This window comes from Chromobacterium sp. LK1, from assembly GCF_001043555.1.
Taxonomy (GTDB): Bacteria; Pseudomonadota; Gammaproteobacteria; order Burkholderiales; family Chromobacteriaceae; genus Chromobacterium; species Chromobacterium aquaticum.
Map to the genome: position 1 here is coordinate 42,903 of NZ_LDUI01000006.1, position 13,534 is coordinate 56,436.

Genomic DNA, 13,534 nt, shown 5'->3' on the forward strand with positions numbered 1-13,534 from the left:
ACTTTTTCCCGTCAGCCTGGATTGGTTCGCACATACTGCGATAGGCCGTCGCAGGAGCAAACATGTCCACACTCACCTTTGCCGACCTCGGTCTGGCTGAACCGTTGTTGCGCGCCGTCAGCGAAACCGGCTACACCACCCCCACCCCGATCCAGGCGCAGGCCATTCCGCAAGTGCTGCAAGGCGGCGACCTGCTGGCCGCGGCCCAGACCGGCACCGGCAAGACCGCCGGCTTCACCCTGCCGCTGCTGCATCTGCTGATGGGCAAGCCGGCCACCCAGCCGGGCCGCCCGCGCGCGCTGGTGCTGACGCCCACTCGCGAGCTGGCAGCCCAGGTGGAAGAATCGGTGCAGACCTACGGCAAACACCTGCCGCTCAAATCCATGGTGATGTTCGGCGGCGTCAACATCAATCCGCAGACCCGTGCGCTGCGCAAACCGCTGGACATCCTGGTGGCCACTCCCGGCCGCCTGCTGGACCACGCCGGCCAACGCAATATCGATCTGTCCGGCGTTGAGATCCTGGTGCTGGACGAAGCCGACCGCATGCTGGACATGGGCTTCATCCACGATATCCGCAAAGTGCTGGCGCTGCTGCCGGCCAAGCGCCAGAACCTGCTGTTCTCCGCCACCTTCTCCGACGAGATCAAGGGCCTGGCCGATCGCCTGCTGGACAATCCCAAGCTGGTGGAAGTGGCGCGCCGCAACACCACCAACGAACTGGTGAACCAGAAAGTCCACCTGGTGGACCGCGACCGCAAGACCGAACTGCTGATGCACCTGATCAAGGAGCACAACTGGTTCCAGGCGCTGGTGTTCACCCGCACCAAGCACGGCGCCAATCGCCTGGCGGAAAAACTGGACAAGAGCGGCATTCCCGCCGCCGCGATTCACGGCAACAAGAGCCAGAACGCACGTACCCGCGCCTTGGCTGACTTCAAGAGCGGAGAATTGCAAGTACTGGTGGCCACCGATATCGCCGCGCGCGGCCTGGACATCGACCAATTGCCGCAAGTGGTCAACTTCGAACTGCCCAATGTGCCGGAAGACTATGTGCACCGCATCGGCCGCACCGGCCGCGCCGGCAGCAAGGGCGAGGCGGTGTCCCTGGTGTGCGTCGACGAATTCAACTTCCTGAAAGACATCGAGAAGCTCACCAAGCAGTCGATCGAGCGCTTCAGCGTGCCGGGCTTCGAGGCGGACTTGTCGGTGAAGCCAGAGCCCATCCCGATGGGCGGCGGCAATCGCCGCGGCCAGCCGCAACGCCAGGGCGGCGGCGGCAAACCGCGCCACCAGCCGGACAGCAAGCCCACCGGCCATGGCCACCGCGCGCCGGCGTCCAAGCCGCGCCAGGGACAAGGTCAGGGACAGGCCAAAAACACAACAGGCGGCCAAACCGGCCAGCGCGCGCAGCAAGGCCAGGGCCAGCGCGGCAAGCCCGCCGCCTCGCGTCCGAGCTCGGCGCTGTTCAGCCCGCCTAAAGGCCGCTAAAACCGCGCGCGGCGCCGCACCCACAGGGCGCGGCCGCCGCCGCGGCCATCCACGTCCCTCCCTCCGCCGCGGCTTGTCCGCGCCCTCGCCGGCCCCGCGGCGCTGGAAGCGCTTTACGGCGGACGGCAAACCTGCCTACGATTCAGCAACAAACAATATCGAGCGGAAGCTGCCCGCGCCGCGCTTCACGCGGGCGGCACGCATACAGCGCGCACAGATCGAGCAAGGATTCGGGGAATGATGAGACTTCGCAGCTGGCTGCTGGGCAGCCTGGCTGTAGTCCTGCTGGCGGCAGCTCAGCCGCAGGCCGCGCCACGTCTGAAAGTCATCCTGTCCAACCAGGAGTGGCCACCCTATATGGGCAAGGAACTGCCGTACGACGGCATTTTGTCGCGCTTGGTGAAAGAGGCGTTCGCCCGCGCCAATGTCGACGTGACCTTCCGCTACTATCCCAATAACCGCACGCTGCAATCGGCGCGCAACGGCACCGTGGACGGCAGCTTCGGCTGGGCGCCGACGCCGGAGCGCAAGCAGGATTTATTGTTCACCCAGCCGGTGCTGCATGCGCGCATGGTGTTCTTTCAGCGCCGCAACGCCAGCTTTCCCTGGAGCGACCTGTCCAATCTGCGCAATGCCAGGGTGGGCGTCACCGTAGGGAATTTCTACTCCGACGAATTCAACCAGCAAGTGGCCGCCGGCCGGCTGATTCCGGACGTGGCGCCGGACGACGTCACCAATCTGCGCAAGCTGCTGGCCGGACGCATCGACCTGTTTCCCATCGACCAGGAAGTGGGCCAATACCTGATCGCCCGCAACTTCCCGCCGCGGCTGGCGCAGCAATTGGAACCGCAAAGCAAATCGTTCTGGGTGGCGCCGCTGCATGTGGTGATCTGGCGCAAGCATCGCCAGGGCCCGGAGCTGGTGGAGCGTTTCAATCGCGGCCTGAAGGCGCTGCAGGACAGCGGCGAGTTTGAACGCCTGGTGGCGGACACCCGCGCCGCCAGCTTGGCTTATCACCGGCCGATCCGGATGCCCTGAACGCGCCGCTTACCCGAGATCGGCGCTGCTGAGCACCACCGGGCGGCTATGAAAATAACCCTGGAACCAGTCGAAACCCAGCTCGCAGCAACGCTCGAACTGCACGTGGCTGTCCACCTTTTCCGCCAACAGGATGCCGCCGAAACCGTCCAGCTGCGCCTTCAACACTGGCAAGTGCGCGGCGTCCACCGCCGCCACGTCCACCTTGACGATGTCCACCAGCGGCAGCATCGCCATCTGATCGGCCCCCAGGTGGACCACATCGTCCAACGCCAGGCGGAAACCACGGGCGCGCAATTGCGCCATGCGCAGCAGCAACTCGTCGGTGACCGTCACGGTTTCCAGGATTTCCAGCACCAGCCGTTCCGCCGGCAATTGATCCAGGATACGGTCTTGCAGCAAATCGGCGCTGGCATTGATGAAGCCGGGAAACTGCCCCAACACGTCCACATTGCCCAATTCGCCGAAAGCGTTGCGCAACACCTCGGCGCTGGCCAGCAGATCGTCGCGCACCAGGGCGAAATTGGCCGGACTGGAGCGGAACAATAGCTCATAGGCCACCAGTTGCTGCTGACGGTCGACGATGGCCTGGCGGCCGAGATAACGGAAGGAATCGGGCATGCGTCGATATTACAGGATATTGCCGCCGCTGTTGGGCATCTCCTGCCGACGCGCTGAAAGAATATGACAGCTTATGCCTGACCATCGCCGTTAAATGCGGTAAGGTTGCAGATTACCCCGGTCAAGAGAGCCGCCATGTTGCCAACCCGACAAATTCCGCGCGAGGAAATCAAGACCCTGCCACTGTTCGCCGGCCTGACGCCGGAACAAGTGCGGCTGGCGGAAACGCCGGAGCAGGCCGCCGCCGCACTGCAGGTGCTGGCCGGCTGCGCGGTGCTGGGTTTCGACACCGAATCGCGCCCGACTTTCCACAAGGGCGAGAAACCCACCGGTCCGCACCTGATCCAGCTAGCCAGCGACGACGGCGCTTGGCTGTTCCCGATACAGGACGGCCAGTGCGCGTCGGAACTGAAAACCCTGCTGGAAGACCCCAAGCGGCTATTGGTGGGCTTTGAGCTGAGTTCGGACCAGGCACTGCTACAACAGCGGCTGGGCATCCGCTGCGGCCGGGTGCTGGACCTGGTGGACCACTTTCCCAGCGACGATGCGCGCATCACCGTCGGCGCGGTACAGGCGGTGGCGCGGCTATTCGGCCAGTACTTCCGCAAATCCAAGAAGCTGTCCACCACCAACTGGTCCAAGCTGCCCTTGAGCCCGGCGCAGCAGGCCTATGCCGGCAACGACGCCTGGGTGGCGCTGCGGGTATACCGCGAGCTGGACGCCCGCGGCGGTTTGCGGCGCGGCGGCTAAGCCGCGCCGGAACAAACATCAGGGCAGCCGCGTAATGCGGTTCAGCGCCGGCACCGCCACCGGCGACGCGCTGGCGAAATAGCTCTCCAGCACATCCACGTCCACCTTGCCGCCAACCCGGTTGCTGCCCTGGGTCAACACGGTGAAGCCATCGCCGCCGCCGGCGATGAAGTTGTTGACCTGCACCCGGTAGCTTTGCTGCGGATCGATGGCGATGCCGTTGATCTTGATGCTGCCGATATCCACCTTGCTGCCCGCCGGCGCCGACTGGCTCCAGCTATAGCTGAAACCCTGGGACACTTGCAGGATCTTGGCCCGGGTCGGATCGCTCCACTGCTGTTCCAGCAATTGGTCTATCTGCGCGCCGGTCAAGGTCAGCGTGGTCATCACATTGCCGAAGGGCTGGGTGGTGAACAGTTGATTGTAGGTAACGTTGCCGCCGGCGCCGGGAATGATGTCGGCGCGCACGCCGCCCGGATTCATGAAGGCCACCACCGCGCCCTGGGCGGCGCCGGCCGCCAGTTGCGCGTCGGCCACCACATCGCCCAGCGCGGTTTCGCCGGCCGGCGACGCGCTACGATCCAAGGTGCCCGCCGCCTGGCCCACCACGCGGTTGGCCACCGGCGCCACCAGGTCCTTGTACAGCTTGATCAGATTGCTGACCGAGGCCAGCGGCGCGATGTCCTGGCTCACCACCCGGTTCTGCGCCTGTATCGTACCGGGCTTGATGTCGCGGGTGGCCGGGTCCAGCACGAAGTCGATCTCGGTGAACAACTGGCCGTAGTTCTTGGCGCTGGTCACCTGGCGACCGTCGATCACGCAGTTGTAAGCCTGGTGGGTGTGGCCGGTGACCACCAGCTTCACCGCCTTGTCCAGCTTCTTGACGATGTCGACAATCGCGCCGGACACGCCGTTGCAATCATTGAAGCCGCCGCTCTGGTAGCCGCCCTCGTGCACCACCACCACCACGGCTGAAACGCCCTGCCGTTTCAGCTGCGGGATCAGCTGGTTCACCGTGGCCGCCTCATCCTGGAAGCTCAAGCCCTTGATGCCGTCCGGCGACACGATCTCCGGCGTGCCCTTCAGCGTCATGCCGATGAAGGCCACCGGGATGCCGCCGAACTTCTTGATCTCGTAAGCCGGCAGCAGCGTGCCGCCATCGCTTTTTTTGACGTTGGCGGCCAGGAATTTGAATTTGGCGCCAACGAACTTGCCGTTCTGGCAGGAGGTGGTGGGCGCGTCGGCCTTGCAGCCGCCGTTCTGCATGCGCAGCAGTTCCTGCTGGCCGTCGTCGAACTCGTGGTTGCCGACGGCGTTGAGGTCCAGGCCCAGCAGGTTCATCGCCTCGATGGTGGGTTCGTCGTGAAACAGGCCAGACACCAGCGGGCTGGCGCCGATCAGGTCGCCAGCCGACACCACCACGCTATTGGGCGACTTGGCGCGCAACGCCTGCACCCAGGCCGCCAGATAATCGACGCCGCCGGCGTTGACCTTGATGGTCTTGCCCGGGTTGGCCGGGTCCGGCACCGTCAATTGGCCGGGCATTTCCAGATTGCCGTGGAAATCGTTGAAGGCGATCATCTTCACCGCCACCGGTTGCCGCGACACGCCGGAATTCTGGTCGCCGGGCGCCCAGCCGCCGGAGCCGGAGGAACAACCGAACAGCGCCAGGCTCAAGGCCAGGCACAAGCTTGCAGTCTTCAGTTTCACGAAACCCATCCTTAGTCTTGTATGCCGCCGCGACCCGCCGGCCGCCAGCGATGGAGGAGACGCCGCGCCCACTGCCATGGACATCGGGCGGCGTTCCGATCGCGCGCACTATAGCAAACAAAAATGACAAAGAATTAAAACTTTCGTGATACGAAGCAAACTGACTCACCGCCCTCAATCGGCGCGCGGCTGCGCCTGCAACGCCGCCAGCGCGTCGGGAGTGTTGAGATTGGGAAAGGCGTAATCGAACTCGACTTCGACATGATCCAGACCGGCCAGCCAGCCGCGGATGGAGCGGCCGCCGCCGGCCAGGTAGGCGGCCAGTCCGACGCTGAGACCGGGCGCCAGCGCCAGCAGGCTGGGATGCCAGCCGTCGCGGTCGCGCGCGCTGGCCGCCTGGCGGCCATCAGCCAGCGCCGCCAGCAAGCGGCGCGAGAAATCGGCCGGCAGCCGCACCGCGTCGCAGGGCATCACCAGCCAGACCGCGCCGTCGTCGCGCTCCAAGGCCGCCAGCACTCCGGCCAACGGTCCCGGGTAGTCCGGCAGGCTATCCGGCAGCAGCGGACAGCCGAAGCCGGCGTACACCTCCAGATTGCGGTTGGCAGAGATCCACACCCGCGCCGGCGCCGGCAGCTGCGCGGACAAGGCGGACAAGGCGTGCGCCAGCAGCGGCCGGCCCGACAGCGCCACCAGGCCCTTGTCGGCGCCGCCCATGCGCGTGGCGCGGCCGCCGGCCAGGATCAGCGCCTGATGGCTCATTGCCAGCGTTCCGCCGCCTGGGCGTCGCTGTGCTTGGCTTCCACCCAGCGCTCGCTGCCGTCAACCAGGATTTCCTTCTTCCAGAACGGCGCGTCCTGCTTCAGGTAGTCCATCAGGAATTCGGCGGCGGCGAAGGCGTCGCGGCGGTGGCTGCTGGCCACCACCACCAACACGATGGGCTCGCCCAACGCCAGCCGGCCGATGCGGTGTATCAATGTGGCCGCCTGCAGCGGCCAGCGCCGGCGCGCTTCTTCCACGATGGCGGCCAGCGCCTTCTCGGTCATGCCCGGATAATGCTCCAGCTCCAGCGCGGTCACATCGCGGCTGTCGCCGTAATCGCGCACCAGGCCGCTGAAGCTGACCACCGCGCCGCAGGCCGGATTGCCGGACAGGGCGTCGATCTCGACGCCGGCGTTGAAGCGTTGCGGCTGCACCCGCACCGTGAACGGCTCCATGCTCAACCTCCGGTCACCGGCGGGAACACCGCCACTTCGTCGCCATCCTTCAACACCGTATCCAGCCGCGCCATTTGCTGGTTCACCGCCACGCGGAACACCCGGTCGGCGGCCAATTCCCGCGTCCAGGCCTCGCCGCGCAGCCGCAGTTCCACCAGCAAGTCCGCCACCGTGGCCGCCTCGCTGTCCAGGTGTTCGCTCTCCAGACCGAATTCGTCCCGCAAGCGGGCAAAATACAAAAGACTCAGTTTCATCGCCTGCCTCTGTTCACAATTGAGCGGATACCGCAGTGTAAGCAATCCGCGCCGGGCCTCCAATACGTCAAGGTGGCTAGGCCTGTCCGCAAAAAAGCCCGCACGCGGCGGGCTCGTAGGGGAAAAGCAGCGGATCTTTACTTAACGATCTGCGCCAGTTCGCCCTTCAGGTATTTATTGGCCATGGTGTCCAGGTTGATCGCCTTGATCTTGCTGGCCTGACCGGCGGAGCCGAAGGCTTCGTAGCGGGCGATACAGATGTCGCGCATCGCGTCGGTGGACACTTTCAGGTATTTGCGCGGATCGAACTCGGCCGGGTGCTGGGCCAGGAAGCGGCGGATCGCGCCAGTGGAGGCCAGGCGCAGGTCGGTGTCGATATTGACCTTGCGCACGCCGTGCTTGATGCCTTCCACGATCTCTTCCACCGGCACGCCGTAGGTTTCGCCCAGATCGCCGCCGAACTCGTTGATGATCTGCAGCCATTCCTGTGGCACGCTGGAGGAGCCGTGCATCACCAGGTGGGTATTGGGGATGCGCGCGTGGATTTCCTTGATGCGGTCGATGCGCAGCACGTCGCCGGTGGGCTTCTTGCTGAACTTGTACGCGCCGTGGCTGGTACCGATGGCGATGGCCAACGCGTCCACGCCGGTGTCCTTGACGAACTGGGCGGCTTCTTCCGGATCGGTCAGCAGCTGGCTGTGGTCGAGCACGCCTTCGGCGCCCACGCCGTCCTCTTCGCCGGCCATGCCGGTTTCCAGGCTGCCCAGGCAGCCGATCTCGCCTTCCACCGACACGCCGCAGGCGTGGGCGAAATTAACCACGGTGCGAGTGACATCGACGTTGTAGGCGTAATCGGCCGGGGTCTTGCCGTCGCTCTTCAGCGAGCCGTCCATCATCACCGAGGAGAAACCGAGCTGGATCGAGCGCTGGCATACGTCCGGGCTGGTGCCGTGGTCCTGGTGCATCACCACCGGGATGTGCGGGAATTCTTCCACCGCGGCCAGGATCATGTGGCGCAGGAAGGGCGCGCCGGCGTATTTGCGCGCGCCGGCGGAGGCCTGCACGATCACCGGGGCGTCCACCTTGTCGGCGGCCTCCATGATGGCGCGCATCTGCTCCAGGTTGTTGACGTTGAAGGCCGGCAGGCCGTAGCCGAATTCCGCTGCGTGGTCCAGCAGCTGACGCATGGAAACGAGAGCCATGGTGTTCAATCTCCGCAAACTGCTCCGCCGGGGCGGAGCATGGTTGGCGCCCGGACCGCGCGGCGGCCCGAGGCGAATTCATCAATTCAGTGTCTGGACACGCTGGACAACAACAGGCCGGCGCCGACGAAAGCGCCGCCGGATACCTTGTTGACCAGCTTGAGGCGCCGCGCGCTGTTCAGCCAGCCGGCCAAACGCGCGCCGCCGCCGGCGTAAGCCAGCTGCCACGACGCCTCGATCACGTAAAACGTCGCCGCCAGGATCGCCAGCTGCGGCCCCTGCGGCTGCTGCGCGTTCATGAACTGCGGGAACAGCGCGGTAAAAAAGATAAAGGCCTTGGGATTGCTCATCGCCACCAGAAAGCCGGTGCGGAACATGCCCCAGGGCGTGTGCTTGCCGGTCGCCGCCTCGCGGATTTCCTCCACCGGCTGCGGCTGGCTACGCCAGGTCTTGATCCCCAGATAGATCAAGTAGGCGGCGCCGGCGTATTTTACCAAGGAAAACAGCAGTTCGGAGGTGGCCAGCAGCGCGCCCAGGCCGGCGGCGGAGCCGAACATGATCAAACCCAGCGCCGTCATCAGGCCAAGACAAGTCATCAGCGTGCGCCGCACCCCGTAATGGATGCCGTGCGTCATCGCCAGCAGCATATTGGGGCCGGGCGTGGCCGAGACGAAAAACACGGTGGTGACGAACAACAACCAGGTTTGCAATGGCATCGCGGCTCCTCAGGATTCGCTGGTATCCGTTTTCTCGTGCTCAATCTTACGCTTATCGGCGATCGCGCGCCGCGATTTGCTGAAACGGCGGCGCAGCCACCACCATGCCACGCCGGCCGCCGCGAAGGGCAGCAGCACGCCGCACAGCGTCAACAAGGCGCCGGAACTCTGGCCCAGCACCTGCAGCCAGCGCTGCCAGACGCCCGGCGGGGTCGGCATCAGATTCACCGTGACCGGCTGGGTGTTCAGCATCGCGGCGGAGATCGCCGCCTGCTCCGCCTGCAGCCGCGCCACCGCGGCCAGCCCCTGACGCAAGGCCTCGCTCTTGCCGGCGGACGCATCCTTGCTGGTCTTGGCGCTGTCGCGCACGTCCTGCTCCAGTTGAACGATCTCCTGGCGCCGCGCCGCCAGCGCGCTGGACTGGTGCAGCAACACCCCCTGCTTGCGCAGGAAGGCCAGATAGGGTTCGACTTGCTCGTGCGGCAAGCGGGCGCTGATGCGCGCCTCGCCGCTGCCGTTGTCGTCATAGCGGCGATACTGGGCTTCTTCCAACAGGCAGCCCAGTTTCAAACACTCGGCGCGCACCGCCAGCCAGCGCGCTTCCACTTGCTCGTCCGGCACTTCCAGGCCCAGATCATGGCGCAGATTGCGCGCCACCAATTGCTGCAATTGATTGCCGCCCTCGCCATTGTCGCCGATCCGGACCTCGCTGGATGGCGTGCTGGCATCGATGCCGGCCGACATCTCGGCGCCGTCCGGCATGCCCTTCTTGCCGCAGCCGGCCAATAGCGCCGGCAACAGGATGGCCAGCAGCAAAGCGCTCTTGCTTGTTCTTTTCATTTCGGATGCATAAAAACAGTGATGGATACCGTCGGCATTATCCCCGATGCCATCATGCTTTGTCCTCTGCAAACGCAAGCAGCCATTCACGACCCCGCGAGCGCGCCACCAAGCGCGGCTGGTCGTGAACAGGCGCTGAAACAGAAAAAGACCCTGCCGGCATGCCGGCAGGGCCTGGTCGCTTACTGCGCGCGTTCGGCCAGAATGGCCACCGCCGGCAACTCCTTGCCTTCCAGGAATTCCAGGAAGGCGCCGCCGCCGGTGGAAATGTAGCTGATATCGTCGGTGATGCCGTACTTGGCGATCGCCGCCAGGGTGTCGCCGCCGCCGGCGATGGAGAAGGCCGGCGAGGCCGCGATGGCCTGGGCCAGGGTCTTGGTGCCGCCGCCGAACTGCTCGAACTCGAACACGCCCACCGGGCCGTTCCACACCACGGTGCCGGCCTTGGCGATGATGGCGGCCAAGGCCTGCGCGGAATCCTGGCCGATGTCCAGAATCATGTCGTCGGCGCTCACCTCGGCCGCGCCCTTGGTGACGGCGGCGGCGGTTTCGGCGAATTCCTTGGCGCAGACCACGTCGGCCGGCAGCGGCACGTCGCCGCCGCGGGCGCGGATCTTGGCGATCACCTTTTTGGCCTCGTCGACCAGCTCGGCCTCGGCCAACGATTTGCCTATGGCCTTGCCTTCGGCCAGCAGGAAGGTGTTGGCGATGCCGCCGCCGACGATCAACTGGTCCACCTTGTCGGCCAGCGATTCCAGAATGGTCAGCTTGGTCGACACCTTGGAGCCGGCGACAATGGCCACTAGCGGCCGCGCCGGCGCTTGCAAGGCCTTGCCCAGCGCTTCCAGCTCGGCGGAGAGCAGCACGCCGGCGCAGGCGGTCGGCGCGAACTGGGCCACCGCGTGGGTGGAGGCTTCGGCACGATGGGCGGTGCCGAAGGCATCGTTGACGAACACGTCGCACAAGGCGGCGTAGGCGCGGCCCAGATCGGCGTTGTTCTTTTTCTCGCCCTTGTTCAGGCGCACGTTTTCCAGCATCGCCACTTCACCGGGCGCCACGCTGAAGCCCGACCGCCAGTCCGCCACCAGGCGCACCGGCTTGCCCAGCAGGCTGGACAGGCGCTCCACCACCGGCGCCAGGCTGTCTTCCGGCTTGGGCTCGCCTTCGGTGGGGCGACCCAGATGGGTCATCAGGATCACGCCGGCGCCGGCCTTCAGGCACAGCTCGATGGACGGCAGGCTGGCGCGGATGCGGGTGTCGTCGCCGATAACGCCGTTTTTCACCGGCACGTTCATGTCCACGCGGATCAGCACGCGCTTGCCGGCCAGGGCCTGTTCGGAAAGTTTATTGAATTTCATCGTTCGCTCGCTCGGGTTTGGATTCGCTTGTCGATTGATTCATCGGCGCAGGCTCCGGCTTGGCGCCGGGGCGGCCGCATTTTTTGCAGTACGGAAAAAAGGCGAAATTGCGCGCGCCGCAGTCGCAGCCGCGGAACAGCTGCAGGCCGCAATGCACGCAGTAGTCGGCGTCGTCGCCGGCAATATTGTATTGATGGTCGCAGGACGGGCAAGTTTTCTTCTGGTAGGCGCCCAAGGCCTGGGCGTAGGCCACGTGGCGCGCGCGCTCGCTCTGGCTTTGCTGCAGTTCGGCGCGCTTTTTCTCGGCGTAGCGCTGGAAGGCCTGGATCATGCGCAGGCCGGCGAACACCGTCAGCGCGATGCCCACCGCCAGCCGCACATAACCGCCGAAATTGGGCAGATAGGGCAGCAGCTCGACGAAGAAGGCGAATAGCGCGAACAGGCCGAAGCCGTAAACGAAGAACCAGTAGCGATGCGTCCGATAGCGGCTGAACAGCCACACCGCCAGCAATAGCAGCGGCAGGATCACCGCCAGCCGCAGCAGGAACACTTTCAATTCGAAACGCTGATAGGCCTGCTGGTAACGGTCCTGGGCGACGGCCTCCACCTTGGCGATCTCTTCTTGCAGCGCTTGCCGGCGCTGCTCCAGCGCGCGCAGGCCATCGCTCGCGTGGTCTTCCTTCTGCTGCCATTGCAGGATCTGCGCCTGCAAGGCGTCCAGCTCCCGGGTGCGGCGGCTGACTTCGGCGCTTTGCTGCGGATCGGCGCTGGCGGCGCGGCTGGCCAGCCAGTTGGCCAGGCCCTTGCGCTGGGTCTGGTAATTGCGCTCCAGTTGCTCGCGAGTGGCGCCGAGGTTTTCCAGTTGGGCGCGCTGCGCGTCGTTCTGGCGCTGCAGCGTCTGCTGCCGTTGCCGCAGCGGCTCGATGCCGGCCTGCCGTTGCAGCGTTTCCAACTGCGGCGGGCCGCCGTCCGGCAGGTAGAACAGGTCGCGGATCACCAGTTCGCCCAGATTGGACAGAAAGCCGGCGAACACCAAGGCCACCAGCCAGGAGGCCAGCCGGACCCATTTTTCCGGGCGGGACAGTGCTTGGTTTTGTCGCATGCAGCTCTCCTGTGACGGCGGGTTCAGCGGGGGCGATAGCCGTGATCGCCCGGCAAGTGTATGCCAAAAAAACGGCCCTACCTTAACACCAATCAAATGCCGGTGGATGTAGCGCCGGCGCTAGCAGACGCAAAAATCCGGTCCGGCAGCACGCTGCCGGACCGGATTTCCTGGATTACCTCGTCGTCAGCAAGCGAACATCGCGCGCGCGGTGCGCAGCATCTGGCAGCTGAAACCCCATTCATTGTCATACCAGGCCAGCACTTTCACCATATTGCCGCCAGTCACCTTGGTCAGCGTGGAGTCGAAGGTGGAGGCTTCTTCGGTGTGGTTGAAGTCGCCGGACACCAGCGGCAGGGTGTTGTAGCCCAGGATGCCCTTCATCGCGCCGTTGGACGCTTCCTTCAGGATGTCGTTGACCTCGTCCTTGGTGGTGTCGCGCGCGGCGCTGAAAGTCAGGTCCACCAGCGACACATTGATGGTGGGCACGCGCACCGAGAAGCCGTCCAGCTTGCCCTTCAATTCCGGCAGCACCAGGCCGACGGCCTTGGCCGCGCCGGTCTTGGTCGGGATCATATTGTCGGTGGCGGAGCGGGCGCGGCGCAGGTCCTTGTGCTTGACATCGGTCAGCACCTGGTCGTTGGTGAAGGCGTGGATGGTGGTCATCAGGCCTTTCTTGATGCCGATGGCCTGGTGCAGCGCCTTGGCCACCGGGGCCAGACAGTTGGTGGTGCAGCTGGCATTGGACACCACGGTCATTTCCGGCTTCAGCACATCGTGGTTGACGCCGTAAACGATGGTGGCGTCGACATCGTCGCCGCCCGGCGCGGAAATCAGCACCTTCTTGGCGCCGGCGTCCAGGTGGGCCTGGCATTTTTCCTTGCTGGTGAAAGCGCCGGTGCATTCCAGCACCAGGTCCACGTCCAATGCCTTCCACGGCAGTTCCGCCGGATTGCGGGTGCTGAAGAACGGAATCTTGTCGCCGTTCAGGATCAGGTGGGCGTCGTCCTGCTCGACCTCGCCGGGGAAGCGGCCATGCACGGTGTCGAACTTGGTCAGGTGGGCATTGATGTTGAGATCGCCGGTGGCGTTGACGGCCACGACTTTGAAATCGTCATGCAACTGGTTTTCGTAGATGGCGCGCAGTACCTGGCGGCCGATGCGGCCGTAACCATTGATGGCGATGCGGATAGTCATGCTTCTCAATCTCCTGGAGGGCGATCCGGAGCGCCCGGCTTC

At 65.1% G+C, this 13,534-nt stretch carries 14 protein-coding genes; 3 read left to right on the forward strand and 11 right to left on the reverse strand.

Annotated features, from left to right (window positions below; all coding sequences use genetic code 11):
• Positions 1 to 62 precede the first annotated feature (62 nt).
• Together VI26_RS04140 and VI26_RS04145 are read left to right on the forward strand one after the other, a co-directional pair.
• Positions 63 to 1,490, forward strand: coding sequence for a DEAD/DEAH box helicase (locus VI26_RS04140; RefSeq protein ID WP_048408483.1), 1,428 nt, complete (start codon positions 63 to 65; stop codon positions 1,488 to 1,490).
• A 237-nt stretch (positions 1,491 to 1,727) separates the two neighbouring features.
• Positions 1,728 to 2,528: an ABC transporter substrate-binding protein gene (locus VI26_RS04145; protein ID WP_053074216.1), complete on the forward strand. Its 801-nt coding sequence runs from the start codon at positions 1,728 to 1,730 to the stop codon at positions 2,526 to 2,528.
• Between the two features lie 9 nt (positions 2,529 to 2,537).
• On the opposite strand, the gene VI26_RS04150 is transcribed toward VI26_RS04145, so the two are convergent.
• Entirely contained in the window at positions 2,538 to 3,149 is a 612-nt protein-coding gene (locus VI26_RS04150) for an EAL and HDOD domain-containing protein (protein ID WP_053074217.1), read from the reverse strand.
• Positions 3,150 to 3,284: 135 nt separating this feature from the next.
• Between VI26_RS04150 and VI26_RS04155 the strand changes: the two genes are divergently transcribed.
• Entirely contained in the window at positions 3,285 to 3,899 is a 615-nt protein-coding gene (locus VI26_RS04155) for a 3'-5' exonuclease (RefSeq protein WP_048408484.1), read from the forward strand.
• 18 nt (positions 3,900 to 3,917) lie between these two features.
• Here the strand turns inward: VI26_RS04155 and VI26_RS04160 are convergent, their stop codons facing one another.
• The 10 genes from VI26_RS04160 to gap form a co-directional block, all read right to left on the reverse strand.
• Positions 3,918 to 5,609 (reverse strand): bifunctional UDP-sugar hydrolase/5'-nucleotidase, encoded by a 1,692-nt coding sequence (locus tag VI26_RS04160; RefSeq protein ID WP_048408568.1) that lies wholly within the window; start codon positions 5,607 to 5,609, stop codon positions 3,918 to 3,920.
• Between the two features lie 174 nt (positions 5,610 to 5,783).
• Positions 5,784 to 6,368, reverse strand: a complete 585-nt coding sequence (gene mobA / locus VI26_RS04165; protein WP_048408485.1) for a molybdenum cofactor guanylyltransferase MobA — start codon at positions 6,366 to 6,368, stop codon at positions 5,784 to 5,786.
• A complete protein-coding gene (gene moaE / locus VI26_RS04170) occupies positions 6,365 to 6,823 on the reverse strand; it encodes a molybdopterin synthase catalytic subunit MoaE (RefSeq protein ID WP_048408486.1) in 459 nt (152 codons plus the stop codon). Before moaE ends, mobA begins: the two co-directional genes overlap by 4 nt.
• A gap of 2 nt (positions 6,824 to 6,825) precedes the next feature.
• Positions 6,826 to 7,077, reverse strand: coding sequence for a molybdopterin converting factor subunit 1 (moaD, locus tag VI26_RS04175; RefSeq protein ID WP_048408487.1), 252 nt, complete (start codon positions 7,075 to 7,077; stop codon positions 6,826 to 6,828).
• 137 nt (positions 7,078 to 7,214) lie between these two features.
• Complete coding sequence (gene fba, locus VI26_RS04180; protein ID WP_048408488.1) at positions 7,215 to 8,279, reverse strand: class II fructose-bisphosphate aldolase; 1,065 nt, start codon at positions 8,277 to 8,279, stop codon at positions 7,215 to 7,217.
• An 86-nt stretch (positions 8,280 to 8,365) separates the two neighbouring features.
• The gene (locus VI26_RS04185; protein ID WP_048408489.1) at positions 8,366 to 8,995 is read right to left on the reverse strand and encodes a LysE family translocator; all 630 of its coding nucleotides are present in this window, start codon (positions 8,993 to 8,995) and stop codon (positions 8,366 to 8,368) included.
• Between the two features lie 9 nt (positions 8,996 to 9,004).
• Positions 9,005 to 9,835 (reverse strand): DUF4349 domain-containing protein, encoded by an 831-nt coding sequence (locus tag VI26_RS04190; protein WP_156183734.1) that lies wholly within the window; start codon positions 9,833 to 9,835, stop codon positions 9,005 to 9,007.
• A gap of 182 nt (positions 9,836 to 10,017) precedes the next feature.
• Positions 10,018 to 11,193, reverse strand: a complete 1,176-nt coding sequence (locus VI26_RS04195; protein WP_048408491.1) for a phosphoglycerate kinase — start codon at positions 11,191 to 11,193, stop codon at positions 10,018 to 10,020.
• Complete coding sequence (locus VI26_RS04200; RefSeq protein ID WP_197081377.1) at positions 11,180 to 12,295, reverse strand: zinc ribbon domain-containing protein; 1,116 nt, start codon at positions 12,293 to 12,295, stop codon at positions 11,180 to 11,182. The genes VI26_RS04195 and VI26_RS04200 overlap by 14 nt, the downstream gene beginning before the upstream one ends.
• Positions 12,296 to 12,481: 186 nt before the next feature.
• The gene (gap, locus tag VI26_RS04205; RefSeq protein ID WP_048408492.1) at positions 12,482 to 13,492 is read right to left on the reverse strand and encodes a type I glyceraldehyde-3-phosphate dehydrogenase; all 1,011 of its coding nucleotides are present in this window, start codon (positions 13,490 to 13,492) and stop codon (positions 12,482 to 12,484) included.
• Positions 13,493 to 13,534: the final 42 nt, after the last annotated feature.

Bases quoted from the DNA above. Each gene is read 5' to 3' on its own strand.
- VI26_RS04140 (WP_048408483.1), top strand. From the start codon at position 63: ATGTCCACACTCACCTTTGCCGACCTCGGTCTGGCTGAACCGTTGTTG.
- VI26_RS04145 (WP_053074216.1), top strand. From the start codon at position 1,728: ATGATGAGACTTCGCAGCTGGCTGCTGGGCAGCCTGGCTGTAGTCCTG.
- VI26_RS04150 (WP_053074217.1), bottom strand. From the start codon at position 3,149: ATGCCCGATTCCTTCCGTTATCTCGGCCGCCAGGCCATCGTCGACCGT.
- VI26_RS04155 (WP_048408484.1), top strand. From the start codon at position 3,285: ATGTTGCCAACCCGACAAATTCCGCGCGAGGAAATCAAGACCCTGCCA.
- mobA (WP_048408485.1), bottom strand. From the start codon at position 6,368: ATGAGCCATCAGGCGCTGATCCTGGCCGGCGGCCGCGCCACGCGCATG.
- moaE (WP_048408486.1), bottom strand. From the start codon at position 6,823: ATGGAGCCGTTCACGGTGCGGGTGCAGCCGCAACGCTTCAACGCCGGC.
- moaD (WP_048408487.1), bottom strand. From the start codon at position 7,077: ATGAAACTGAGTCTTTTGTATTTTGCCCGCTTGCGGGACGAATTCGGT.
- fba (WP_048408488.1), bottom strand. From the start codon at position 8,279: ATGGCTCTCGTTTCCATGCGTCAGCTGCTGGACCACGCAGCGGAATTC.
- VI26_RS04185 (WP_048408489.1), bottom strand. From the start codon at position 8,995: ATGCCATTGCAAACCTGGTTGTTGTTCGTCACCACCGTGTTTTTCGTC.
- VI26_RS04190 (WP_156183734.1), bottom strand. From the start codon at position 9,835: ATGAAAAGAACAAGCAAGAGCGCTTTGCTGCTGGCCATCCTGTTGCCG.
- VI26_RS04195 (WP_048408491.1), bottom strand. From the start codon at position 11,193: ATGAAATTCAATAAACTTTCCGAACAGGCCCTGGCCGGCAAGCGCGTG.
- VI26_RS04200 (WP_197081377.1), bottom strand. From the start codon at position 12,295: ATGCGACAAAACCAAGCACTGTCCCGCCCGGAAAAATGGGTCCGGCTG.
- gap (WP_048408492.1), bottom strand. From the start codon at position 13,492: ATGACTATCCGCATCGCCATCAATGGTTACGGCCGCATCGGCCGCCAG.